The sequence below is a fragment of the Streptosporangium jomthongense genome (genome assembly GCF_042650425.1).
GTDB lineage: Bacteria > Actinomycetota > Actinomycetes > Streptosporangiales > Streptosporangiaceae > Streptosporangium.
In genome coordinates this window covers 62,406-84,523 of record NZ_JBHSBC010000046.1, presented here as the reverse complement: position 1 = coordinate 84,523, position 22,118 = coordinate 62,406, and the positions used below count along the sequence as shown (strand labels likewise).

Genomic DNA, 22,118 nt, shown 5'->3' with positions numbered 1-22,118 from the left:
TGGTTTTCAGCGGGGCTCACAGCATGGCTTTCGGCGGGGAACGGGGTCAGGGGACGATCTCCATCTGCGCCATCATTCCGCCGACCGAGTGTTCGAGCATGTGGCAGTGGTAGAGGTAACGGCCGAGGAAGTCGCCGAAGGTGACCTGGATTCTGACCGAGGCGCCCGCGGGCACCAGCACGGTGTCCTTCAGCCCCGACTCGCCGGGAAGCGGAGGGGCGCCGTCGCGGTCCAGGATCCTGAACTGCACCAGGTGCAGGTGAAGGTTGTGGTCGAGGGACACGTCGGTGTCGAGGTTGGTGACGCGCCAGATCTCCGTGCTTCCTCGTTTGACGCGGACGTCCACCCGGTTGGGGTCGAAGACCTGGTCATTGATGTAGGCGGCACCGCGGACCATGTCCACCTTGAGGGTGATCTCCCGGTCCGTCCGTCCGCTGCCGAGGGCGGGCAGCGGCGGCAGGGGGCGCAGCACGTCGGGTACCCGGCTGTCGTCCGCCGCCCTGGTGACCACGTCGAAGCGCAGGACCGGGCCGCTGACGTCGTTCAGCACGACCTGTTCGCCGACCCTGCGGGGGCCGAAGTCGACGACCACCTCGGCCCGTTCGCCGGGGGAGAGCACCACGACCTCCCGCCGCACCGGCGCGGGTAACAGGCCACCGTCCGAGCCGATCTGCGTCATCGTCATGTCACGGTCGAGGCTCAGGTGGAAGGTCCGGAAGTTGGACACGTTGAGCAGCCGGAACCGGTATTTGCGCGCCGCCACCGGGAAGTACGGCCGCGGCCGTCCGTTGGCCAGCAGCGTCGTGCGGTTCGGCGTGTCCTCCGGCGCGTAGATCAGGGAGCCGTCGGGGGCGAAGTGGGCGTCGGTGAGCATGATCGGCACGTCGTGGTCCCTGGAGGGCAGCCGCAGGCGCCTCTCGTCCCGGCCCTCGACCAGGTAGAAGCCGTGCATGCCCCGGTAGACGTGTTCGGCCTCCATGTGGTGGGTGTGGTCGTGGTACCAGAGCGTCGCCCCCGGCTGGGTGTTCGGGTACTCGTAGAACCGTGACCGGCCGGGTTCGATGAGGTCCATCGGATAACCGTCGCTGTCGGCCGCGACGTGCCCGCCGTGCAGGTGGGTGTTGACGGCCCGGTCGAGGCCGTTGCGGTAACGCACGACGACCCGCCGCCCCTGCCTGACGCGCAGGGTCGGGCCGACGAAGGCGCCGCCGTACCCGAGGACCTCGGTGCGCACGCCGGGCAGCATCTCCACCCGGGAGGCGCGGATGTCCTGGTGGTAGACGTCCACGTCGCGGTAGGAGGCGACCGGGGTGAGCACGCGGGGCACGGGCATCCGCACCCGGAACGGGGCCGGGTCCGAGCCCCGGGTGGGCGTCGCGCCGTGGGTCATGTGCGTCCGCCGGTGGGGGCCGAGGCCCGCGTCGGCCATGGCGGGGGAGGCCTCCTGCCTGGGCAGCAGCAGTGTCCCGCCGACCATGCCGCCGAGCGTGAGGCCTCCGGCCGTCAGCAGGCGTCGTCTGTTCAGCATCTTCTCCCCAATCGGGTCATACCGGTTCCACCCGGGCGTCTCACGGATTGCTGTGGGCCGTCGCGCCGGGGGCGATGTCGTCGCGGAACAGCCCGGTGGGATCGACCCTGGCCCTGACCCGGTCGACGGCCTCGACCCGCTCGGGACTCAGGTGGCGCTGGGGCTGGGAGAGGCTCTCCACGAACGAGGGCGCGGTCAGGCCGGTGTCCCACGGCCGTAGTACGGCCCGCGTCCGCGCGCAGTGGCCGACGAGGGCCTCCGGGGTGAGGTCGCCGAACGGCACGCCCCCGCCCATGTAGGCGAAGCTCGCGTCGAGGCGGTCGAGCGCCCCGCCCTCCCGTTCCGGTACGGCCAGCGCCCCGCCGAGCTGGCGCAGTTCGGCGTTGGTCAGTGGCGACCCCGGCCCGGCGATCCGCAGGAACTCCCCGGCCGCCTCCTCGGGCAGGTCGTCCAGCAGCATGTGGTCGCCGAAGATGGGGAACGGCTCGGTGGGGTCCATGTGGGTCAGCGTCACCTGGCGGGGCGGGGCCGTACCCCAGGTGTCGAGGATCGGCGGGGCGAGCGCGCGCAGCGGGCCGAGGAGGTCCTCGGCGACCGCCTCGTCCCCGGGGCCGCCGAGCACGACGCCGTCGACGCAGAGCACGCTCCGCCCGCGCAACGGCTCCGGGACCTCGGGCAGCGGCGGCAGGTTCATCAGCCGCAGCGTCGTGGTCGCCTCACGCGGCGCCTTGCGCGTCCAGTCCAGCCACAGCGGCAGCAGCCGCTCGGCGTGTACGGCGGGCCAGTACGCGGCGCCGGTGACCACCCGTTCCACGGGGAACAGGTCGAACTCGACGGCGGTGACGACGCCGAACCCGCCCCCGCCGCCGCGCATCGCCCACAGCAGCTCGGGATCGGAGGAGGCGTCGGCCCTGCGCGGTTCGCCGTCCGCGGTGACCAGTTCGACCGCCCTGACGGAGTTGGCGGCCAGCCCGGTGTGCCGTCCGTAGAGGCTCACCCCGCCGCGCAGCAGGTAGCCGACGACGCCGACGAGCGGGGAGGAGCCGTGCGGGGCGGCCAGGCCGTACGGCTCGGCGGCCTCGACGACCTGACCCCAGCGCGTCCCCGCGGGCACCCGGGCGACGCGGGCCGCGGAGTCGATCTCGACGCCGCCGGACAGTTCGGTCCTGAGCAGCAGCGCCTCGCCCATCGGGCGGGCGGTGGCCGAGCCGTGGCCGGTCGAGTGCGCACGGACCCGCAGGTTCTCCGCAACGGCGTGGGCGAGCGCGGCCCTGATCCCCGCGACGTCGCGCACCGTCGCCGCGACGGCGGGTTCCGCGGGCGCGGCCAGGTTGAAGACCCGTGTCGCCTCCGCGTAGCCCGCCTCGCCCCGGCGAGCGAGGCGGGCCTCAGGAGCGGTCATGGCGCGGTGAAGTGGACGCGGGTGAACTCGCGGTTCGCCACGGTCGGCAGGAAGACCGCGAACCCGGCGTGGCTGTGCAGCATGGACATGTCCCGCCACACCCGTTCGAGGCGTTCGCCCTGGCGGACCGAGCTGGACCCGGCCGTCGGGAACAGGTAGCTCTCCACCGCCGTCCAGCACAGCCGGATCGTGTGGCGGCAGATCGTGGTGATGCGCAGGTCCTGTTCCCTGGTGAACGCCTCGGGGCCGAGCGCGCACAGTTCCTGCCACTGCCTGATCGCGCCCTGCACCCCGGCCTCGGCCGCGGCGATCATTCCGGCGGCCTCGGCGTACCAGAACTGGTAGTCGGGGTCCTCGGCGCGGCCGACGACGGGCGGCAGCAGCGTTTTCCTCGACCGCATCAGCTCGCCGTAGACGTCGAGGGCGCCCTGGGCGATGCCGACGGCCAGCGACGCGATCTCCAGGACCATGTAGCTGAGCGGGCCGCCGCCGTACTGGGGGTTGCCGTGCAGCTCGCGGCCCGGGGTCCCGCCGGCGACGGTCGCCTCGCTCAGGTGGGTGCCGGGCAGCGCGAAGGAGGCCGGGATGCGGCCGTTCTCCATGGTGACGCTGTGCGACCCGCTGCCCTTGAGGCCGAGCTGCCGCCCCCAGTCGTCGACGAGGCGCCACTGGTCACGCGGGGCGATGAACAGCATGGGCGCGGGTGGCCCGTCGCCGGTCTGGGCCAGGGCGTGGCCGATGAAGTGCGTCGCGTACGGCGCGCCCGAGCAGTAGTTCCAGGTGCCGTTGAGCACCCACCCCCCGTCGGCGGCCGGTACGGCGGAGCCGCTGGGCACGATCGTCGCCGGGCAGACGAAGTCGCCGTCCCGGAAGATCTCGGCCTGCGCCTCCTCGCCGAAGAGCGTGGCGGCGGCGATGGCGTGGGTGGCGCCCAGGCAGTACATCCAGGCCGTCGAGGGGCAGCCACGGGCGAGCGTCGTCACCACCCGCATGAAGGTGTCGATCCCGAACTCGTAGCCGCCGTAGCGGCGGGGCACCAGGATGCGGTGGAAACCGGCCCTGGCGAACTCCTCGTGCGTCCGCCGGGAGTAGTGGGTGCGCTGCTCGGTCTCCGCCTGGAGGCCGACCAGCGTGGGCGCGATCGCCTCGGCCCTGGCCAGCACCTCGTTCGGGGTGAGGCCGGGCTCGGGCGGAGCCGGGAAGCCCTGTCCCGGGGCGTTCGTGACGGCCGTCATCGCTGATCGGCTCCTTCCGTTCTGGGATCTCGGTCCGGGGGCGGCGGGTCCTGGAGGGGTCTCGGCCCTGGGGTTTCGGGTTCCGGGGCGCCGGTTCCGGTTCCGGATGTCGGGTTCCGGGGCGGCGGTTCCTTCCGGGTCAGTCCCGGGGGAGCGGGGCGTCCGGGGCGGCGACGGCCTCGGTGAGCAGGCGGCCGTACTCGGCGACCAGGCCCGCGATCGTGTCGTGGTCGTACAGGGCGTTCTTGTACTGGACGCTGCCCACGATCTCGCCGGTCGGGTGGAGGTTCAGGGTCCACAGCGCGCCGTCGGGCACGTCGGAGCCGACGGACTGGTCGAGCAGGCGCAGCCGTACCTCCGTGTACTCCAGGTCGCCGATCACCTCGCCGTCGAGCACGAACGGGAACGGGAAGACCTGGAAGACCCAGGGCGCCCGGTCGGCCTCCATGGCGGGCCGCATCAGTTCGGGCGCCTGCCCGAAGATCCGCAGGGTCGGGATGTCGTGCGAGTACCCCTCAAGGCAGGTCGTCCTGGTCCGTTCGACGACCTGGCGGAAGGTACGGCAGGCCGCCAGGTCGGTCCGCAGCGGCAGGAAGTTGAAGCAGGAGCCGACCATGTCCCCGAACCCGTCCCGTTCCCGGCCCCGGCCGGGGGTGAAGGTGGGCACGGTGATGTCCGTACGGCCGGTCTCCCGGTGTTCGAGCAGGTAGAAGGCGGACAGCAGCACCATGAAGAGCGTGCCGCGCACCGCCCTGGCCAGGGCCGTCGCCCGGGAGATCGTCTCGGCGCCGATCAGGAAACGATGCACCGACGTCTCCTGCCCGGCCTCGGCCGACCGGGGCCGGTCGGTGCGCACCGTGAAGATCTCCGCGCCGCGCAGGTTCTCCCGCCAGTAGGCGTGGTCGGCCTCCGCGCCCCCCTCCTGCGCGGAGGCCAGCTGCCAGCGCGCGTACTCCCGGTAGGGGCGCGTCTCCGGCAGCGCGGCGGGGACGCCCTCGCGCCGCGCCGCGTAGTACCGGGCGACGTCCCTGATGATCAGCCGCATGGACCACCCGTCGGTCGCCGTGTGGTGCGTGATGATCACCAGGATCGCGTCCTGGTCGTCGAACCGGCCCAGTACGGCCCGCAGGTGCGGCAGCGTCCCCGACTCGATCGTGGACGCCTCGACCTCGTCCAGCAGGTCGTCGACCACCGCGTCCCGCCGTTCGGGGGCGGTTCCCGACAGGTCCCTGACCTCCAGCTCGACCGGGCAGGGCGGCAGGATCTCCTGGTGGCGGGAGCCGTCCCTCCTGACGATGAGGGTGCGCAGCGCCTCGTGCCTGACGACGACGTCGGCGAGGGCGCCCCGCAGGGTCTCCTCGTCCACGCCGCCGCGTACCCGCCAGCCGTGGACGAGGTGGTAGCGCGGGCCGAACGGGCCGCAGCCGTCCCCCTGGTCGAAGACGCAGACGAACTCCTGGTTGAGGGAGAGCGGCGCGATGGTTCCGGTGACGGTGTCCGAAGTGGTCATGGCGTCCTCACCGCAGCGGGCGGGCGAAGGCCCGCACGTCCTCGACGAACAGTCCCGGCTGCTCCATGGCCGCGAAGTGCCCGCCCCGGTCGAACTCCGACCAGTGCGACAGCGTCGGCAGCACCCGTTCGGCGAACGAGCGCACCGGAAGCACCACGTCGGAGGGGAAGACCGCGACCCCGACGGGGGCCCGCAACGGCCAGGGGCCGCCCCAGGTCCGCAGGAAGTCGGCGGTCAGGTGGTTGGACTCGTAGTAGAGCTGGGCACTCGACCCGGCGGAGGCGGTCAGCCAGTAGATCGAGGCGATGGTCAGCAGGTGGTCGCGTTCGACGGCGTCCTCGGGCGACTTCGCCGAGTCGGTCCACTCCTTGTACTTCTCCACGATCCAGGCGAGCTGCCCGGCGGGGGAGTCGGTCAGCGCGTACGCCAGCGTCTGCGGCCTGGTGGACTGGATGAACCGCCAGCCCGCCCCGTCCTGCTCGAAACGCGCCGCGAAGTCGAGCCGCGCCAGGTCGGACTCGCTCAGTTCACCCCACTCGGCCGGGTCCTGCGGCGGGAACGCGGCGAACATGTTGACGTGGACGCCCAGCACGTGGTCCGGGTCGGCCAGCCCGACCTCCAGGGAGATCGGCATGCCCCAGTCGCCGCCCTGCGTGAGGTAACGGTCGTAGCCCAGGCGCCGCATCAGCTCCGCCCACGCCCGCGCGACCCTGCGGGTCGACCACCCCGGCTCGCCCGGGTGGCCGGAGAAGCCGTACCCCGGGATGGAGGGGACCACGACGTGGAAGGCGTCGGCCGGGTCGCCGCCGTGGCTCGCCGGGTCGGTCAGCGGCCCGACCACGTCGAGGAACTCGGCGTAGGAGCCGGGCCAGCCGTGCGTGATGACCAGCGGTACGGCCGTGCTCCGCGGGGAGCGGGCGTGCAGGAAGTGCACGTCGACGCCGTCGATCTCGGTGACGAACTGGGGGAAGCGGTTCAGGCGCTCCTGCGCCGCCCGCCAGTCGAAACCGGTGCGCCAGTACTCGGCCAGCTCCCTGAGGTAGTCCGGGGGGACGCCGCGTTCCCACCCGGCGCTCGGCGGTTCACCGGGCCAGCGGGTCCCGGCCAGTCTCCGGTTCAGGTCGTCGATGTCCGCCTGGGGGAACTCGACTCGGAAGGGACGCATCGAAGGGCCTTTCGGTCGGTGCGGAGGGGCTGGAGTCATGGTTTCCGTGCGCGGCCGGGGGCCGCCGTGACCCGCGCAGCACCCGGACGACGTGGCGGGGCAGCATGAGGGAGGTGGGCGGGTCGACGAGCCCGGCGACCCTGATGAAGGCGTTGGCGAGGGTGGGGTCGTTGACGGCGGCGTCCTGGAGCCTGGCCACGTACGCGTTGACGAACCTGACCTTCGCCGAGCGCTTCCCCCGCACCCCGGCGTAGCCCAGGTCCGACCCGGCGGCCAGTTCCCACGGGGAGTCGATCTCCCGGGAGAGGTCCCTGAAGAACGCCCTGGCGTCCGGTTCCGTCCCCCGCTCCAGGTGGCGCCGCAGGACGAGGGACCCGAGCGCGGAGACCGTCATGCCCTGGGCGTAGACCGGGTTGAACGTGCACACCGCGTCGCCCATGACGAGCAGGCCGGAGGGGAAGTCGGCCAGCCGTTCGTAGTGCCGCCGCACGCTGGCCGGATACTTGAACGTCACCGGGTCGTCGAGCGGTTCGGCGTCCTTGATCGACTCGTGGATGTCCGGGATGGGCAGGGACCTGGCGAAGTCGAGGAAGCCGTCGGGGTCGGTCGGCGGGTGGTCGCCGAGGATGCCGGTGAGCGAGAGCTCGACCAGGCCCTCACCTCCGGAGATGGGGAAGAAGAACGCCCCGCGCGGGGTCCGCGGGGTGGCGGCCGGGATGATCGCCAGGTCGCCGCCGAACGGGTCGGCGCGCAGCCGGTAGTGCCTGGTCGTGTAGGCCAGGTCTATCTTGATGCGCTCTTCCTCGGGACGTCCGTAGCCCAGCTCCTCAAGCCACAGCGGGGTGCGCGACCCCCGGCCCGTGGTGTCGAGCACCAGGTCGGCGTCGAGGGTCTCCGCCGGGGCGCCGCCGTCGTGCCGCTGCACCCGCGCGCCGGTCACCCGGCTCCGGTCGGCCGTCGTCTCAAGGCCGAGGACGTCGTGGCCCTCGACGAAGCGCACGTTGGGGATGGCCTGGACCCGCAGGCGCACCTGGTTCTCCAGCACCGGCCTGGTCGCGGGGACGCACCCCAGCCCCGAGTGGGACGGGGCGATCCGCCGGCCGTTGAACAGCCAGCGGATGTCGCCGTTGAAGTCGCCGGGCCGTACGCCCGCCGCGACCAGGTTCCCGGTGAGGCCGGGGAAGTGCTCCTCCAGGATCTGGTGGCCCCTGGCGACCAGGCCGTGGGCGTGCCGCCCGTGCGGGACGCCCGGCCGGTAGGTGGCCACCCCGGTCAGCCGGTCACGATCGACGAGCAGCACCTCGGTGAACCGTTCGGAGAGCACCCGGGCGGCCAGCAGGCCCGCCATGCTCCCGCCGAGCACCACCGCGCGGGTTCCCGCTCCATCGGCCATCAGGGGTTCACCTCACAAGTTCGACTCCGTGGCCTGGGTACGGCCGGGCACGCGGAAGGGACAACCGAAATGGATTTCCCAGTGGATTCCGTGCGCCCTCTCCGCCACTGCATGGTCGCACCGGGGACACGGGTGAGACATCTTCTGAATTGCTCCGGGTCATCGCTTTCCAGGTGTCGCCGACAAACATGGCAATACGGGAGATGCGTTTTCCGGGGAGCGGACGTGAAACTCCCATTGGCGCCTTCAGCCGCGATCTTTCTCTCCCCCGGACGACGTTTTCGGCCCTGGGCGGGGCCGCCTAGGAAAAGGTGGAAAAGCAGTGACGAAGAAATCCGAAGGGACCCTGGTCGACGGGCTGGAGGACAGGGAGGGGGGCCTCACGCGACGTTCTCCGTGGCCGTGGTGGCGCAGCCCGTGGCTGTACGGGCTCGGCGCGCTCGTCGTGTTCAACCTGATCTACGCGCTGCCGCGCTACCTGAGCTTCGACCCGGTCCTGTCGCGCACCCGTATCGACCCGGGCTTCGCCCTGCACTACCCGGTGGTCGTGGCGCACGTCGTCGCGGGCAACGTGGCGCTGGTGACGGTCTTCGTCCAGTTGCTGCCGTGGGTACGGCGTCACCGTCCCGGCCTGCACCGGATCTCCGGGCGGGTCTACGTCTTCGCCGGGGCGCTGCCGGCCTCGCTGCTGTCGCTGGTGCTGCTGCCGTACTCGACCGCGCCGATGGGCAAGCTGGGGCTGGCGACGATGGCGGTGCTGTGGATCGCGACGTCGCTGGCCGGGCTGCGGGCCGCGCGGCAGCGCCGCTACGTGGACCACCGGCGTTGGATGGTCTACAGCTTCGCGCTGGCCATGGGCACCTCGTGGGGCCGGGTGATCAGCCAGTTCGCCATCCCGGGCAACGGCATCGACGTGGCGGTCTTCTTCGACATCTCCTCGTGGATGGGCTGGGTGGTCAGCCTCGTCGCGGCCTACCTGTGGCTTGAGCGGACCACCCCCAGGAGGCGTGTCCCCGCCGGACGGTAGGGCCGTCCGCGTCAGGGGTCCTCACGGGAGATCTCCCGTGAGGACCCCTTCGGCGGTTCAGAGGTAGACCGTGTTGGGCTCAAGGCCGCACAGGACCCGGCCGTACAGTTCGAGGTTGGTGTTGGGGTGCATGATGGCGTGCAGGTTGAGGGTCTGCACGTCACGCTCGATGCGCTGGATCGGGACCGAGGTGTAGACGGAGGAGCCGCCGCTGGCGGTGTTGAGGATGTCCACCGCCTCCTTGGCCCGCCGGCAGACCGCCCCCAGGTCGAGCCGGACACGGGCCCGCTCCTCAAGCGTCCACGGCTCGCCGGTCGGCCCCTTGGTGTCCACCAGGCGGGCCGCGCGGAAGGCGTGGAACTCGGCCTCGTCGATCTTCGTGACGGCCTCGGCGACCTGGAGGTGGGTGAGCGGGGCGTCCTTCTGGCTGTCGTAGTTCGTGTAGCTGATCTTCCGGCCGGGCAGGCGCTCGAAGAAGGCGTCCCTGGCGGCCCTGGCCAGGCCCAGCGCCGTGGCGCCGACGGTGGTGCAGGCGGTCGGCATGAACGGCGCGCGGAAGATCGGGGAGTCGGCGTTCAGCTTCGAGGAGATCCGGCCCTGGAGCACCGGCCCCATGGCCAGCACCCGCTCCTGCGGGATGAACAGGTCATGGGCGACGGTGGTGACGCTGCCCGAGCCGCGCAACCCCGAGGTGTGCCAGTCGTCGATGATCCGCAGGTCGGGCAGCGGGATCGCGACCATGATCGGTTCGTAGCCGCCGTCGGCGGTGGCCAGGACCGCGGCGTTGGTGTTCCAGTGGCTCTGCTGCGAGCCGGTGTTGAACGACCACTTGCCGTTGAGCACCACACCGTCCTCGACGGGTACGGCGACCGCCGTCGGGCTCAGGATGCCGCTGACCCGGACGTCGGGGGTCGAGAAGACCTCGTCCTGCACCTCGTCGGGGAACAGCCCGACCATCCAGGTGCTGATCGCCCAGACCGCGACGGTCCAGGAGTGCGAGCCGTCCCCCCTGGCCAGTTCGGCGAGCACCTCGACCACGGTGCCCATGTCGGACTCGTAGCCGCCGTACCTGGTGGGGACGCGCATCTTCAGGATGCCCGCCTCGGTCAGCGCCTCGATCGACTCCTCGGGCAGACGCCTGTTCTCCTCGGCCCACAGGGCGTTCTTCTGGAGCAGGGGCACCAGTTCGGACGCCCGGCGGACGAGCTCCTCCCTCGACGGCGCCTCGGTGATTTCCATCGGTCCTCCTCGGGAAAAATGCGGCAGGTTTCGGTGCACGTTGACCCTGACAGTCGCATTCACCGTGACGCATCTCCCTGATTGCCCACCTCCCACACCGTTCGCATGAGAGAACAAACGCCGCAACCAGGAAGATGCCTTTTCGGGGAACGGCCCGCATCATTGGCTTCGAGTTTGTTTTCCCCGCGATTCCGGCCATCCCGGGAAAACCTCTGCCACGGGGTCGCGCGCGGAATCATCCGCCAAGGGACCACCCAGAGATGAGGGAGCACGCCGGATGAGGATCGTCATCGACGCGTGGCTGCACTACTACAAGACCCCGCGTTTCCTGGACAGCACCAGGGACGCGATCAGAGGCTTCAACGAGGCGCACCCCGGCTACGAGGTCAGGCTGCACGAGCACGACTACGTGCGGATGCCCCTGGAGATCGCCCGCGCGGTCGAACGGGGCGTCATCCCCACTCTTGGCCAGTACTACTCGACGTCGAGCCAGGTCGCCTTCGACATGGTGCGCAACGACGGCTCACCGCTGTACACCTCGGTCGCCGACGCCATCGGAGGCCGTACGGAGATCCTCGGGGAGCCGGTCGTCGACCACGACGTGCTCTCCCACGCCCGCCACTACTTCACCGCCCCCGACGGGCGCACCGGCCTGTCCCCGCTGTCCTCGACGACCCTGCTGTACGCCAACATGACGCTCCTTGAGGCGGCGGGCATCACCGAGGTGCCGCGGACCTGGGCGGGGATCGACGCCGCCTGCCGGGCTCTGGCCAAGCTGCCCGACCCGCCCGCGCACGCGATCACCTGGTGCAACCACGGCTGGATGTTCATGCAGGCCGTCGCCGCGCAGGGCGGCCACCTCGTCAACCGGGACAACGGCAGGGCGGGCGTCGCCGACACCGCCCACCTCGACTCCGAGGAGATGATGGCCTTCGTCGACTGGTGGCGGCGCCTGCACCGGGACGGCCACTACCACTACACCGGCACCCGGATGGACTGGGTCGGCAGCTTCGGGGTGTTCGCCGAACAGCAGGTGGCCTTCATGTTCACCTCCTCGGTCGACGCGCCCCGGCTGGTGCAGGTCGGAAAGGACCGGGGGTTCGTCGTCAGGGCGAGCCGCCTGCCGTACAACGACGACGTGCCCTACGTGGGCAACGTGCTCGGCGGGGACGGGATCTTCCTGGCCGACGGCCTCGACGAGGAGGTCAGGGACGGCGCGCTGGCCTTTCTGCAGTACCTCAACAACCCGGCCAACGCGATCGACAGGCACCGGCGCACCAACTACATGCCGATCACCTACTCCGCGGTCGAACTCCTCCAGGAGCAGGGCTGGTTCGAGGAGAACCCGCACCGGAAGGTGGCCGTCGACCAGCTCGAAGGCTCGGACGACTCGCCCGCGGCACTGGGCGCCCTGGTGGGGGAGCTGCCCAGACTCCAGGACGTGATGACCTACGCCATGCACGACGTGCTGCTGTCCGGCGCCGACCCGGTCGCCCGTTTCGCCCAGGCCAACGCCGAGGGGCAGCGGCTCATCGACGACTACAACGCGCACCGGGGACCGGGCAGGGACCCCGGCAGCTACCGCGTGCACTGACTTCTGACGACCGGAGGGAACACCGTGAGGTTCGGCTTGGGACTGCCGCAGAGCAGCGGCTTCGACCTGCGCTTCGACGTCGCGAGGATCGCGAGGGGAGCGGAGAGCGCCGGTTACTCCAGCCTCTGGGTCTACGAACGGGTGCTCTTCCCGCTCGAACCGGCCGAGGGCATGAACGGCGTGCCGGGGCTGCCGTGGATCGACCACTACCGGGAGTGCGCGGACGCGCTGACCGTCCTCACCCTCGCCGCCGCGGTGACCGACACCGTACGGCTCGGCACCGGCGTCCTGGTGGCACCGCTGTACCGTTCGCTGCACCTGGCGCGGGCGCTGGCGACGCTGGACCGGGCCAGCGGGGGGCGGGTGGTCGCCGGGTTCGGCAGCGGCTGGTCCTCCGACGAGTACCGGGGGATGGAGGCCGACTTCGCGGCGCGGGGCCGTACCCTCGACGAGACCCTCGACGCCTGCCGCGCCTTCTGGGGGCGTGATCCGGTCTCGCACCGGGACTCACGGCTCAGCGTCGAGGGCGCCCTGGTCGCCCCGAAACCGGCCGGGCGGATCCCGGTGCTGCTGGGCGGCCGTTCCGTCAGGGCCGTGGAGCGGGCCGCCCGCAAGGCCGACGGGTGGCTTCCCTCGGGGCTGCCCGCGCCCGTGGTCGCCGAGCTGTGGGACAGGATCAGGCAGCGGGCCGTGGAACACGGCAGGGACGCCGCCGCGCTGGAGCTCGTCCCCAGGGCCGCCGTCGTGCTGTCCGAGACGCCCGCCCCCGCCGGGCGCAGGCCGTTCCAGGGGTCGATCGGGCAGGTGGTCGAGGACGTGGCGGCGTTGGCGGAGGCCGGGGCGACCGAGATCCTGCTCGACCTGGTGCCCTCGGCGAAGGGCGGGGAGGAACTGCTCGACCGGGCCCTTGAGGTGTTCGAGGCGGTGACGGACGCCGGCTTCTAAGCCGTTCTCCTGACCGGGTTCCGGGGCGTTCTTCCCGGGGCCCGGTTTTTTCCGCGCCGGATGTCAAGGATCGGTCCACGGCTCCGACCCACAGGTAGAGGGGCCCACAGGGGGCCGCACTGAGGAGGAGACATGTCCGCACAGAGCTTCGCCGGCATTCTGCTGGGTACGGCTGACGCCGAGCGGCTTCGCGAGTGGTACGTCCAGGCGTTCAACCCCAGGACCGAGGGCCCCGCCCTGTTCTTCGGCGACGTCGCCCTGTTCTGCGACCAGCGTGAAGACGTCGCGGAGAAGAACTCAGAACCCGGCAGGCACATTCTCAACTTCAACGTCGAGAACGCCGTGGAGACCGCCGAGCGGCTCAACGGGCTGGGGGTGACGTGGCTGTCCGAGCTGAGCGAGAACGACCACGGGTGGATCGGCACGCTGGTCGACCCCGACGGCAACTACGTCCAGATCATGCAGCAGAAGTAACGCGGCGGACGTGGACCTCGGGCGGGCGGGCCATGCGCGCCCGGCCCGAGGTCCCGCCGGCGGAGGCCCGGCGCGATGATGGCTCCGGCTCCGTGACGGCTCGGCTTTACGACGGCTCAGCTCTGTGACGGTACGGCGCGCCTGGGTCTGCGACGGCCTCCCCACGGCAGCCCGGAGGTCCGGTCGAGCCACCACTGGGCGATGCCGAGATGCACGATGAACGGCAGCCAGCCGATCAGCTCGAAGCACAGGTTCATGTTGGCGCCGGGGATGCTCGACACGTAGATCGCGATGGGCCTGCTGTAGATGTTCGTCAGCGACAGCGCGAAGCTGTAGGTCATCCAGCGGCGGTGTTCGGCCCACCGGTGCTTGCGTCCCATCCGGTAGCCGACGAGCGTGATGACCAGCCACAGGGCGGCCGTGATGTACAGGCCCGAGCTGCCGGGTTGTACGCCGCCGTCGCGGTCGTTGCGGATGCGCATCAGGACGATGGCGACGATCGAGGTGGGGACGGCGCCCGCGAAGACGAACAGCCGCCCGCTGATCCGGTGCACGGCCGGGTACCGTCTGCGGACCAACGGCCACACCTGCAGGCAGGCCGTGGCCATCGCGACGCTGGCGGTCACGATGTGGGTGACGACCAGCACGTAGTGCAGGGGGATGCTCTGGACCAGGTGCACGGTCGCGGTGCGCGGGTCCAGCCTGATGTAGGGACCCCAGATGTAGGTCAGGAACACCCCGACCAGGATGACCAGCGGGATCATCCACGGCCTTCGCCACCACCGGGGCCTGGGCGAGATCCGCCTCGCCCGTTCGGTCAGCCTCCGGTCGAGCTCGGCCATCTCGTCCGGCGCGTCGCGGACGTCGAATGCCTTCTCCGGTGATTGCGTCACAGTCGACTCCCTCTCTGGAAGATCTCGGCGGGGGACGCGGACGGCGTTTTTCGGCCGGGGCGTGAATCCCTCCGAGGCCGTTCACGAATGCGCGCCGAAAAACGCCTCATCGGCGTTCGAACACGGCGTGGGAATGTCGCGCCTCGATGGTCCCACCGGGATCGGGACGGCGTTTCTCTGAAAATGCGGAGTTGTGTTCTCAGGAAACAGGTCGATTTCCGGGTCAGGGGCGGCGCAGGGTGGCCGCCGTGAGGGCGGCCAGGCAGACGAAGACGACGACGCCGATGGCGCCGACGGTGTTGAGCCCGGCGGTGAAGGCCTCCCGCGAGACGGCCAGCAACCGGGCCGCGGGTTCCGCGGGCAGCCCCGAGGCCACCGAGACGGCCCCGGCGAGGGTCTCCCCGGCCTGTCCCGCCTGGTCACCGAGCCCGGCGGGCAGCGCGCCCGCGATGTGCGAGCGGTAGACGGCGGCGCCGACCGTGCCCATGAGGGCCATGCCGAGCGTTCCGCCGAAGTGCAGGCTGGTCTCGGAGATCGAGGCGGCCGAACCCGCCCGCCCTGGCGGCACGGAGCCGACGACCAGGCCCGTCCCCAGCGAGACCAGCGGGCCGTCGCCGAGCGCGATGACCGCGATGCCGAGGACGGCCAGGGCCAGCCCGCCGGGGCCACCGGAGCCGCCGGTCAGGGCGACGAGCGCGAACCCGGCGGCGGACAGCGCCAGGCCGCCCGCGATGGCCGTGCCCGGCCGCATCCTGCGGACCAGGGCGGGTGAGAGCACGGCTCCCGCGGCCAGCGCCAGGCCCATGGGCGCGTACCACAGGGCCGCCGTCGCCGGGGACAGGCCGAGCACCGACTGGAGGTACTGGCTGACCAGCAGCCCCGTCCCGGCGATCATCGCGCCGCCGAGCAGCATCGTCACCAGGACGACGCCGAAGGAGCGTTCGGCGAACAGCCGCAGGTCGAGCAGGGGACGCTCAAGGCTGAGCTGGCGCCGTACGAAGACGAACCCGAGGAGCAGGCCGGTGGCGAGCGCGGCGAGGGGTACGGCGGGCGCGGTGCCGTCGCCGACGGCCAGCTCCTTGACCCCGTAGACCAGGGGCAGCACGGTCGCCAGCGACAGGGCGACGCTGACGAGGTCGAGGCGCCCGGCGTCCGGGTTGCGGTACTCGGGCAGCAGGAGCGGCGCCAGCACCAGCAGCAGCGCCATGACGGGGACGCCGAGCAGGAAGACCGAACCCCACCAGAAGTGTTCGAGCAGGACGCCGCCGATGACGGGGCCGAGCGCGGCGCCGCCGAACTGGCAGGCGGCCCACAGCGAGATGGCCAGGCCACGCTGCCCGGCGTCGGCGAACATGTTGCTGATCAGGGCCAGGGTCGAGGGCATGAGGGTCGCGCCCGCGACGCCGAGCAGGGCGCGGGCGGCGATGAGCATGCCGGGGCTGCCGGAGTAGGCGGCCAGTATGGAGGCCAGGCCGAAGGCGGCACCGCCGATGAGCAGCAGTCTCCTGCGGCCGACGCGGTCGCCGAGGGTGCCCATGGTGATGAGGAACCCGGCCAGGAGGAAGCCGTACACGTCGGCGATCCACAGCTGTTCGACACTGCTGGTCCCCAGGTCGGCGCTGAGGTGGGGCACCGCGAGGAACAGGACACCGATGTCCAGCGCGACCAGCAGGGTGGGCAGGGCCAGCACCGCGAGCCCGGTCCACTCCCTGCGTCCGGCCCTGGGCGGTGCCTCCTTCGTCGTCTCGTCATGCATGGGGGCTTGTCACTCCTCGTCCGGTCGGATGGCGGTTGGTGAGGACGGTGCCGAAGGCACCCCTCATGGACAGATCGGAGCCGGTTCGAGGATCTCGACGCCCTCCTTCGAGAGATTCGCCGGGTTCCGCGGCTGGATGACAAGAACGGGACGTCCGCTCCGACATGTCTACGGAACCGGCGCGAACGCTAGGAGCGAAGACGTGAAGTACCTGCTGGCGATCTACGAGAACCCCGGCGTCTGGAACGGCCTGCCGGAACGGGTCCGCGCCGACGTGCACGAGGGCCGTCACCGGTTCGTCGAGGAGATCGGCGCCAGCGGGGAACTCCTCGGCAGGATCACGCTCGGGGACCTCTCGCACGGCGCCGTCGTCCAGGTCCGTGACGGACTGACCTGGGTCACCGGTGGCCTGCACGCCGAACGCGCCGACCACCTCGTCGGCTGCTACGTCGTGGAGTGCGAGAGCAGGGAACGCGCGCACGCCATCGCCGCGATGATCCCGGACACGGGAATCGAGGGACTGGGCATAGAGGTCCGGCCGATCGCCTTCTCGGTGGGCGTGGGTGTCTGAGAAACGCCTTTCCGCACCGCGTCAGAGCATCGGGAAAGGCGTGTTTCCGCTTCGGCGGGAGGTCTTTTCACGGGGGTCGGAAATCTTGGACGCGAGGCCGGGAGAACCCGGTCCCGTGGCCGGGAAAGGAATCGCGAACATCGAGGAAAGGCCCGTTTCCCGGGTCCTCGACCGGAGGTGGAACCGTGAACGTCCCTGAACTGCTGCCGGGAAAGGTGGTCCTGGTCGCCGGAGTCGGCCCCGGCCTCGGGCGGGAGCTGGCCGTACGGTGCGCCCGCGCGGGAGCGGACCTGGTGCTGGCCGCGCGCACCGCGTCCCGCCTTGAGGTGGTGGCCGACGAGGTCAAGCAACTCGGCCGCCGGGCGCTGGTCGTACCGGCCGACCTGACCGACGAGGCGGAGACCGAGAGCCTGGTGCTGGCGGCGCTTGAGACCTACGGGCGGGTGGACACGCTCATCCACAACGCCTTCGCCGCGCCGCGGCACCTGACGATGGTCGAGGTCGGCCTCGACGAGGTCCGCGAGGGGTTCGAGATCAACGTCTACGCGGCGTTGCGGCTGGTCAGGCTGCTCGCGCCGACGCTGGTCGAGAACCGGGGCTCCGTCGTGATGGTCAACTCCTCGGTCCTGCGGCACTCCATCGAGCGCTGCGGCTCCTACAAGATGGCCAAGGCCGGGCTGCTCGCGCTCGCCCAGATGCTCTCCACCGAACTCGGCCCGCAGGGGGTGCGCGTCAACAGCGTCGCCCCGGGGCCGATCCTGATCGACACGGTGAAGGCGTTCGTCGAGGAGATCGCCACCGCCCGCGGTGTCCCCCCGACGACGGTCTACGACGAGATGACGAGCTCGATCGACCGCCGCAGGCTCCAGGAGCCCGAGGAGGTGGCCGACGCGGTGATCTTCCTGGCCTCCGACATGGCCCGTGCGATCACCGGGCACTGCCTCGACGTCAACGGTGGCGAGTACCACAGCTGACCCTCCCGAACTCGTCGGCGCCGGGATGTCAAAACCCCGCTCCCGGCTCCGACCTCTCTATGGAAGACATCGAAAGCCCAATCGGAGGAGCGATTCATATGTCGAAGTTCATGCTGATCATGCACACCAGCCCCGCGGTCATGGAGAAGCTGTCCGAGGCCGAACTCAACGAGATCATGAGCGGTCACGGCACCTTCCAGGAGACGATCAAGGAGTCCGGGGAGTTCGTCTCGACGCACGCGCTCGGTGACACGTCCAACAGCGCGGTGGTCAGCGTCGCCGACGGCACCACCGTCGTCAAGGAAGGCCCGGCCGTGGTGAGTGAGCTGGGCATCGGCGGTTACTACATCGTCGAGTGCGAGAGCAAGGACCGCGCCTACGAGGTCGCCGCGCTGATCCCGGACGCGAAGATCGACGGCCTGGCCGTCGAGGTCCGCCCGATCCTGTTCTCCGCCGGCGCCAACCTCTGAGCACCTTCCCGTGACCCGTTCCCACCCGGCTCGGGGCGGGTGGGAACGGGCTCACCTTCTGTCGGCGAAGCCGGTGCGGTAGGCCCAGACGACCGCCTGGGTGCGGTCGCGTACGCGTAGTTTGTACAGGATGTGTTTGATGTGGGTCTTCACGGTCTCCAGGGAGACGTGCATCGACCGGGCGATCTCGATGTTCGACAGGCCCTCGGCGAGGGCGCGCAGTACGTCGGCCTCGCGTTCGGTCAGCTGAGCCGCGAGGGCGGCGTCCCGGCCGCCGGTGCCGCGCCGGGCGGCGAGCGTCTCAAGCAGCCTGCGGGTCACCGAGGGCGCGACGAGCGCGTCCCCGCCCGCGACCGTGCGGATGCCCTCGACCACCTGCTCCGGGGTCGCCCGTTTGAGCAGGAAGCCGTCGGCCCCCGCCGCGATGGCGTCGTCCACGATCTCGTCGAGGTCGAAGGTGGTGAGCACCAGCACCCGGGGCCTCGGCCGGGGCCAGGAGGTGATCTCCCGGGTGGCGCGGACCCCGTCGTGGCCGGGCATCCGCACGTCCATCAGCACGACGTCCGGCCTGCTCGCCCTGACCCCGTGTACGGCCTGCGTCCCGTTGGCCGCCTCTCCCACGACGACGATGTCCTTCTCGGCGCCGAGCAGGGCTCGCAGACCACCCCTGACCAGCGCGTCGTCGTCGGCGAGGAACACCTTGATCATGGCCGCGCCACCGGCAGGACCACCCGGACGCCGAAGCCGCCCGCGACGGGGCCCGCCTCCAGGTCGCCGCCCTCAAGCCGGGCCCGTTCCCGCATGTTGACCAGGCCGCGTCCCGGCACCGGCTCGGGGAAGTCGTCCCCCTCGTTGGTCACCTCAAGCAGCACCCGGTCCCCGGTCTGCGTCAGGTCGATCCGGATACGTCCGCGGGAGGTGTGCCGCAGCGCGTTGGTCACCGCCTCCTGGGTGATCCGGTAGACCGCCCGCGCCCCGCTGGCCGGGAGCTCGACCTCGCCGGTGTTGAGTTCGACCTCCCGCCCGGCGGCGCGGGCCCGTGCGGCGAGGACGGCCAGGTCGGGGAGTTCGGGGAGGTCGGTGAGGTCGGCGGCCGGGTCGAGGACGCGTAACAGACGGTCGAGTTCGTCGAGCGCGCCCCGGCCGAGGGTCTCGATGTGCCCGAGCGCCTCGTGGCCGAAGTCCGGGTTCTCCGCGAAGACCCGCCTGCCGACCCCGGCCTGCATGACCATCACGTTGACCGCGTGGCCGAGGGCGTCGTGCAGTTCCCCGGCCAGCCGGGCGCGTTCCTGGAGCAGGACCCGTTCGGCGAGCGCCACCCGCTCCCGCGCCTCGCTCACGGCCCGCGCCTCGGCCGCCGCGGCGTACGCGCGGCGGCTCAGCGCGGCGTCACCCCCGATGGTCGAGATCAGGAAGCACATGGTGATCCCCGACAGTTCGAGCAGGCTCACCTGGCCACGGTCGAACACCACGTACCCGAGGACCGCCAGCCCGCCGGACAGGGCGGCCACCAGCCTGCGCGGCCAGTCGCGGTACAGGGAGAAGCAGGTGAACAGGGCGATCCAGGCGGGCCACTGCACGACGGTCACCGCGTATCCCGCCGCCTCGTTGACGATCAGCAGCGCCGAGACGACGGCGACCACCGGCAGCGGGAAGACCTGCCGCCACAGCAGGGCCAGCGAGGCGGCCGTGACCAGGACGAGCCCGGGGAGGTCGGCCTCCCGGTAGGGCGGCCCCGCGGCGGCCAGCAGGCTCGCGACGGCGGACCCGGCGGTCAGGGCTCCCGCCAGCCAGCGGTCGGCCCCGGCGGGCCGGGTACGGCGGAAGCCGCCGGTCAAACGCATGGCCCCATCTTTCCCCGAACCCGGGCAGGTGGGTCAACCGCTCTCCCTCGGATGAGGGAGGCGCCCTCACCAGGAAGAGGGGCGACCGCCGCGCCCCGAGGACCCTACGTTGTGGACGGCCTTGGAAGGCCGTTACGGACGGTCGATCGACGATGGGGGCGTTCATGAGAAGAACAGTCGGACTGTGGTGGGTCGTCCTCACCGCGGTGGGAATCGCGGTGTACGCGCCGCTGCCGTACCTGACGGACACGCTGCGGCACCTCGCGCGGAGCGACGTCGGGATCGCGGCCACCTACGTCGATCAGCCGGGCTGGGCGCAGGCGGCCCTGTACGTGCACATCTGCTTCGGCGGCCTGGCGCTGCTGGTCTCACCCACCCAGTTCGTCGTACGGCTGCGCACCCGCTTTCCCGGGTTTCACCGGCTCTGCGGGCGGGTCGTGATCGTCGCCATGATCGTGGCCGGGGTGGCGGGGCTGGTGATGGCTCCGGCCAACATGGCCGGTCCGGTGGGAACGGCGGGCTTCGGGACGCTGGCCGTACTGTGGACGACCTTCGCCGTCGCGGCCTACCGGGCGATCAGGCGCGGTGACGTCGCCGCGCACCGCCGCTGGGCGACACGGGCGTTCGCGCTGACGTACGCCGCGGTGATGCTCAGGGCGTGGCCGCTCGTCCTCGTTCCGCTCCAGACCGCGTTCGGCGTGGACGAGGTCACCGCCTTCGACCGCTCCTACCTGGCCGACTCCTTCCTGAGCTGGGTGCCGAACCTGCTGTTCGCCGAGGTCCTGCTGCGGCGGAGCCGCGGACGCCGGGACGTTCGTCAGGGGGCCGGTTCCTCGCGGGCCAGTCTGCGGATGACGGCCTCGGCCAGTTCGGCGGCGGAGACCACGCTGTCCAGGTCGACGTTGTCGGGGACGTCGGAGTCGAGGTGGTAGTGGGTGATGAGCTTGTCGTGGTCGAGCGAGACGATCGTGGCGACGGGGTACCCGTGCCGCCGGGGGACCTCGCTGTCGGTGCTGTTGCGCGAACGCAGTCCCCGTAGGAGCGGCACCCCGATGTCGCGCGCGCACTCCGCGACGAACCGGCGGAACGGCTCGGGATAGTCGCGCATCAGCACGGGTCCCTCACCTTCGAGGAGGGCGAGCCTGCCCGAGCCGACGCTTTCGAGGTTGACGAAGCAGGTGCCGGAGCCGAGATCGGGGAAGTGCCTGCGGGCGAACCCGCGGATGCCCTCCTGCAGGGCCTCCTCGGCACCGGCGGACAGCAGGACGACCCGCAGCCCGGAGACCGGGTCCCGCTGGAGCGCCCGCGCGACGCAGACCAGCGCGGCCACCCCGGAGAGGTTGTCGTTGGCCCCCGGTACGGCGGGCCTGCGGCCGATGTCGGCCAGGAACGCCAGATTGGCCGCCGTGATCACCGTTCCCAGGCCTCCGAGCCTGCGGTCGCCGCTCGCGGCGCCCACGGCGACCAGGGCCGGGCCCAGGATGACCGGCCACCAGGTCGGCGGGTTCTCCTTGGCGGCGGCGATGACGGCGGGGAAGTGGCGGGCGACCCAGCGGAGCACCCGCTGGTCGAAGATCACTCCCGACGGGGCGGCGTCGTGGTGGGCGAGGACGACCACTGTCCGGTTCGCCGTCGGGTCGCCGCCGTACGCCACGACGTTGTGGGCGCGCCGGTGGGGGAGCGCCACCCGGCGGAACCAGCGGGCGCCTCCCGCGACGTCGTCGGCGATGGCCGCCGACGCCGCCGCCGCGACCACCGCGGCGCCCCAGCGGGCCGCAGCCCTCCGCGCGCCGCCGTACGAGCCGCCGCCGTGCGGGGAGGGCCGCGTGCCGTACCGGGAGAGGAGCCCCGCGGCGAGTCCGGCGGCGCTGAGCAGGCCGATCGGCAGCGCGTAGGAGCTCGTCGCGCGCACCGACTCGACACCGGCCCGGTAGCCGAGGCCGCGCAGCCGTTCCGCGAGCGCGGCGGCCACCCGCTTCTCCCCGGGCGAGGTGGGAAGCCGGGCGATTCCTGCGTAGGCGCGGATCACCTCGTCACAGGTCCGCCGTCGCCACCCGTCCGGTAACCGGTCAGCCGTCATGGCCCGCCTCACCCGTCT

The 22,118-nt window shown here is 71.4% G+C and carries 20 protein-coding genes; 8 read left to right on the top strand and 12 right to left on the bottom strand.

Features of this window, described 5'->3' with window-relative positions; translation table 11 throughout:
* Nucleotides 1-46: 46 nt before the first annotated feature.
* The 6 genes from ACFOYY_RS35385 to ACFOYY_RS35360 all read right to left on the bottom strand — a co-directional run bounded on the left by ACFOYY_RS35385 (nucleotide 47) and on the right by ACFOYY_RS35360 (nucleotide 8,233).
* On the bottom strand, nucleotides 47-1,528 hold the full coding sequence (locus ACFOYY_RS35385) for a multicopper oxidase family protein (protein ID WP_386195543.1): 1,482 nt from the start codon (nucleotides 1,526-1,528) through the stop codon (nucleotides 47-49).
* A gap of 40 nt (nucleotides 1,529-1,568) precedes the next feature.
* Complete coding sequence (locus ACFOYY_RS35380) at nucleotides 1,569-2,930, bottom strand: FAD-binding oxidoreductase (protein ID WP_386195541.1); 1,362 nt, start codon at nucleotides 2,928-2,930, stop codon at nucleotides 1,569-1,571.
* Complete coding sequence (locus ACFOYY_RS35375) at nucleotides 2,927-4,165, bottom strand: acyl-CoA dehydrogenase family protein (RefSeq protein ID WP_352014454.1); 1,239 nt, start codon at nucleotides 4,163-4,165, stop codon at nucleotides 2,927-2,929. Before ACFOYY_RS35375 ends, ACFOYY_RS35380 begins: the two co-directional genes overlap by 4 nt.
* 139 nt (nucleotides 4,166-4,304) lie before the next feature.
* Nucleotides 4,305-5,675 carry a condensation domain-containing protein gene (locus ACFOYY_RS35370; protein WP_386195539.1) on the bottom strand — a complete coding sequence of 457 codons (1,371 nt, stop codon included), beginning with the start codon at nucleotides 5,673-5,675 and terminating at the stop codon, nucleotides 4,305-4,307.
* Between the two features lie 7 nt (nucleotides 5,676-5,682).
* A complete protein-coding gene (locus ACFOYY_RS35365; protein ID WP_386195538.1) occupies nucleotides 5,683-6,840 on the bottom strand; it encodes an epoxide hydrolase family protein in 1,158 nt (385 codons plus the stop codon).
* Entirely contained in the window at nucleotides 6,758-8,233 is a 1,476-nt protein-coding gene (locus ACFOYY_RS35360; RefSeq protein WP_386195536.1) for an FAD-dependent oxidoreductase, read from the bottom strand. The genes ACFOYY_RS35365 and ACFOYY_RS35360 overlap by 83 nt, the downstream gene beginning before the upstream one ends.
* Nucleotides 8,234-8,555: 322 nt before the next feature.
* Between ACFOYY_RS35360 and ACFOYY_RS35355 the strand changes: the two genes are divergently transcribed.
* Complete coding sequence (locus ACFOYY_RS35355; RefSeq protein ID WP_362913529.1) at nucleotides 8,556-9,260, top strand: DUF2306 domain-containing protein; 705 nt, start codon at nucleotides 8,556-8,558, stop codon at nucleotides 9,258-9,260.
* A gap of 57 nt (nucleotides 9,261-9,317) precedes the next feature.
* Here the strand turns inward: ACFOYY_RS35355 and ACFOYY_RS35350 are convergent, their stop codons facing one another.
* Nucleotides 9,318-10,499 (bottom strand): acyl-CoA dehydrogenase family protein, encoded by a 1,182-nt coding sequence (locus ACFOYY_RS35350; protein ID WP_352014449.1) that lies wholly within the window; start codon nucleotides 10,497-10,499, stop codon nucleotides 9,318-9,320.
* 277 nt (nucleotides 10,500-10,776) lie between these two features.
* On the opposite strand from ACFOYY_RS35350, the gene ACFOYY_RS35345 reads away from it, so the two are divergent.
* From ACFOYY_RS35345 to ACFOYY_RS35335, 3 genes are all read left to right on the top strand, one after another.
* Entirely contained in the window at nucleotides 10,777-12,093 is a 1,317-nt protein-coding gene (locus ACFOYY_RS35345) for an extracellular solute-binding protein (RefSeq protein ID WP_352014448.1), read from the top strand.
* 24 nt (nucleotides 12,094-12,117) lie between these two features.
* On the top strand, nucleotides 12,118-13,038 hold the full coding sequence (locus ACFOYY_RS35340; RefSeq protein WP_362780270.1) for a TIGR03619 family F420-dependent LLM class oxidoreductase: 921 nt from the start codon (nucleotides 12,118-12,120) through the stop codon (nucleotides 13,036-13,038).
* Nucleotides 13,039-13,170: 132 nt separating this feature from the next.
* On the top strand, nucleotides 13,171-13,512 hold the full coding sequence (locus ACFOYY_RS35335; RefSeq protein ID WP_352014446.1) for a VOC family protein: 342 nt from the start codon (nucleotides 13,171-13,173) through the stop codon (nucleotides 13,510-13,512).
* 116 nt (nucleotides 13,513-13,628) lie between these two features.
* On the opposite strand, the gene ACFOYY_RS35330 is transcribed toward ACFOYY_RS35335, so the two are convergent.
* Together ACFOYY_RS35330 and ACFOYY_RS35325 are read right to left on the bottom strand one after the other, a co-directional pair.
* A complete protein-coding gene (locus tag ACFOYY_RS35330) occupies nucleotides 13,629-14,405 on the bottom strand; it encodes a DUF2306 domain-containing protein (protein ID WP_352014445.1) in 777 nt (258 codons plus the stop codon).
* A 223-nt stretch (nucleotides 14,406-14,628) separates the two neighbouring features.
* A complete protein-coding gene (locus tag ACFOYY_RS35325) occupies nucleotides 14,629-16,161 on the bottom strand; it encodes an MFS transporter (RefSeq protein ID WP_386195533.1) in 1,533 nt (510 codons plus the stop codon).
* 202 nt (nucleotides 16,162-16,363) lie between these two features.
* Between ACFOYY_RS35325 and ACFOYY_RS35320 the strand changes: the two genes are divergently transcribed.
* The 3 genes from ACFOYY_RS35320 (at nucleotide 16,364) to ACFOYY_RS35310 (ending at nucleotide 18,176) form a co-directional block, all read left to right on the top strand.
* Complete coding sequence (locus tag ACFOYY_RS35320) at nucleotides 16,364-16,732, top strand: YciI family protein (protein ID WP_386195531.1); 369 nt, start codon at nucleotides 16,364-16,366, stop codon at nucleotides 16,730-16,732.
* 185 nt (nucleotides 16,733-16,917) lie between these two features.
* Nucleotides 16,918-17,706 carry an SDR family oxidoreductase gene (locus ACFOYY_RS35315; RefSeq protein WP_352014442.1) on the top strand — a complete coding sequence of 263 codons (789 nt, stop codon included), beginning with the start codon at nucleotides 16,918-16,920 and terminating at the stop codon, nucleotides 17,704-17,706.
* 98 nt (nucleotides 17,707-17,804) lie between these two features.
* On the top strand, nucleotides 17,805-18,176 hold the full coding sequence (locus ACFOYY_RS35310; protein WP_386195529.1) for a YciI family protein: 372 nt from the start codon (nucleotides 17,805-17,807) through the stop codon (nucleotides 18,174-18,176).
* A 51-nt stretch (nucleotides 18,177-18,227) separates the two neighbouring features.
* Here the strand turns inward: ACFOYY_RS35310 and ACFOYY_RS35305 are convergent, their stop codons facing one another.
* Both ACFOYY_RS35305 and ACFOYY_RS35300 read right to left on the bottom strand, forming a co-directional pair.
* Nucleotides 18,228-18,884: a response regulator transcription factor gene (locus tag ACFOYY_RS35305; protein ID WP_362913543.1), complete on the bottom strand. Its 657-nt coding sequence runs from the start codon at nucleotides 18,882-18,884 to the stop codon at nucleotides 18,228-18,230.
* Nucleotides 18,881-20,020 carry a sensor histidine kinase gene (locus ACFOYY_RS35300; protein WP_386195526.1) on the bottom strand — a complete coding sequence of 380 codons (1,140 nt, stop codon included), beginning with the start codon at nucleotides 20,018-20,020 and terminating at the stop codon, nucleotides 18,881-18,883. Before ACFOYY_RS35300 ends, ACFOYY_RS35305 begins: the two co-directional genes overlap by 4 nt.
* Nucleotides 20,021-20,184: 164 nt before the next feature.
* On the opposite strand from ACFOYY_RS35300, the gene ACFOYY_RS35295 reads away from it, so the two are divergent.
* Nucleotides 20,185-20,952 (top strand): DUF2306 domain-containing protein, encoded by a 768-nt coding sequence (locus tag ACFOYY_RS35295; RefSeq protein ID WP_386195524.1) that lies wholly within the window; start codon nucleotides 20,185-20,187, stop codon nucleotides 20,950-20,952.
* Here the strand turns inward: ACFOYY_RS35295 and ACFOYY_RS35290 are convergent.
* Nucleotides 20,838-22,100, bottom strand: a complete 1,263-nt coding sequence (locus tag ACFOYY_RS35290; protein WP_386195523.1) for a M28 family metallopeptidase — start codon at nucleotides 22,098-22,100, stop codon at nucleotides 20,838-20,840. The genes ACFOYY_RS35295 and ACFOYY_RS35290 overlap by 115 nt on opposite strands.
* Nucleotides 22,101-22,118 lie beyond the last annotated feature (18 nt).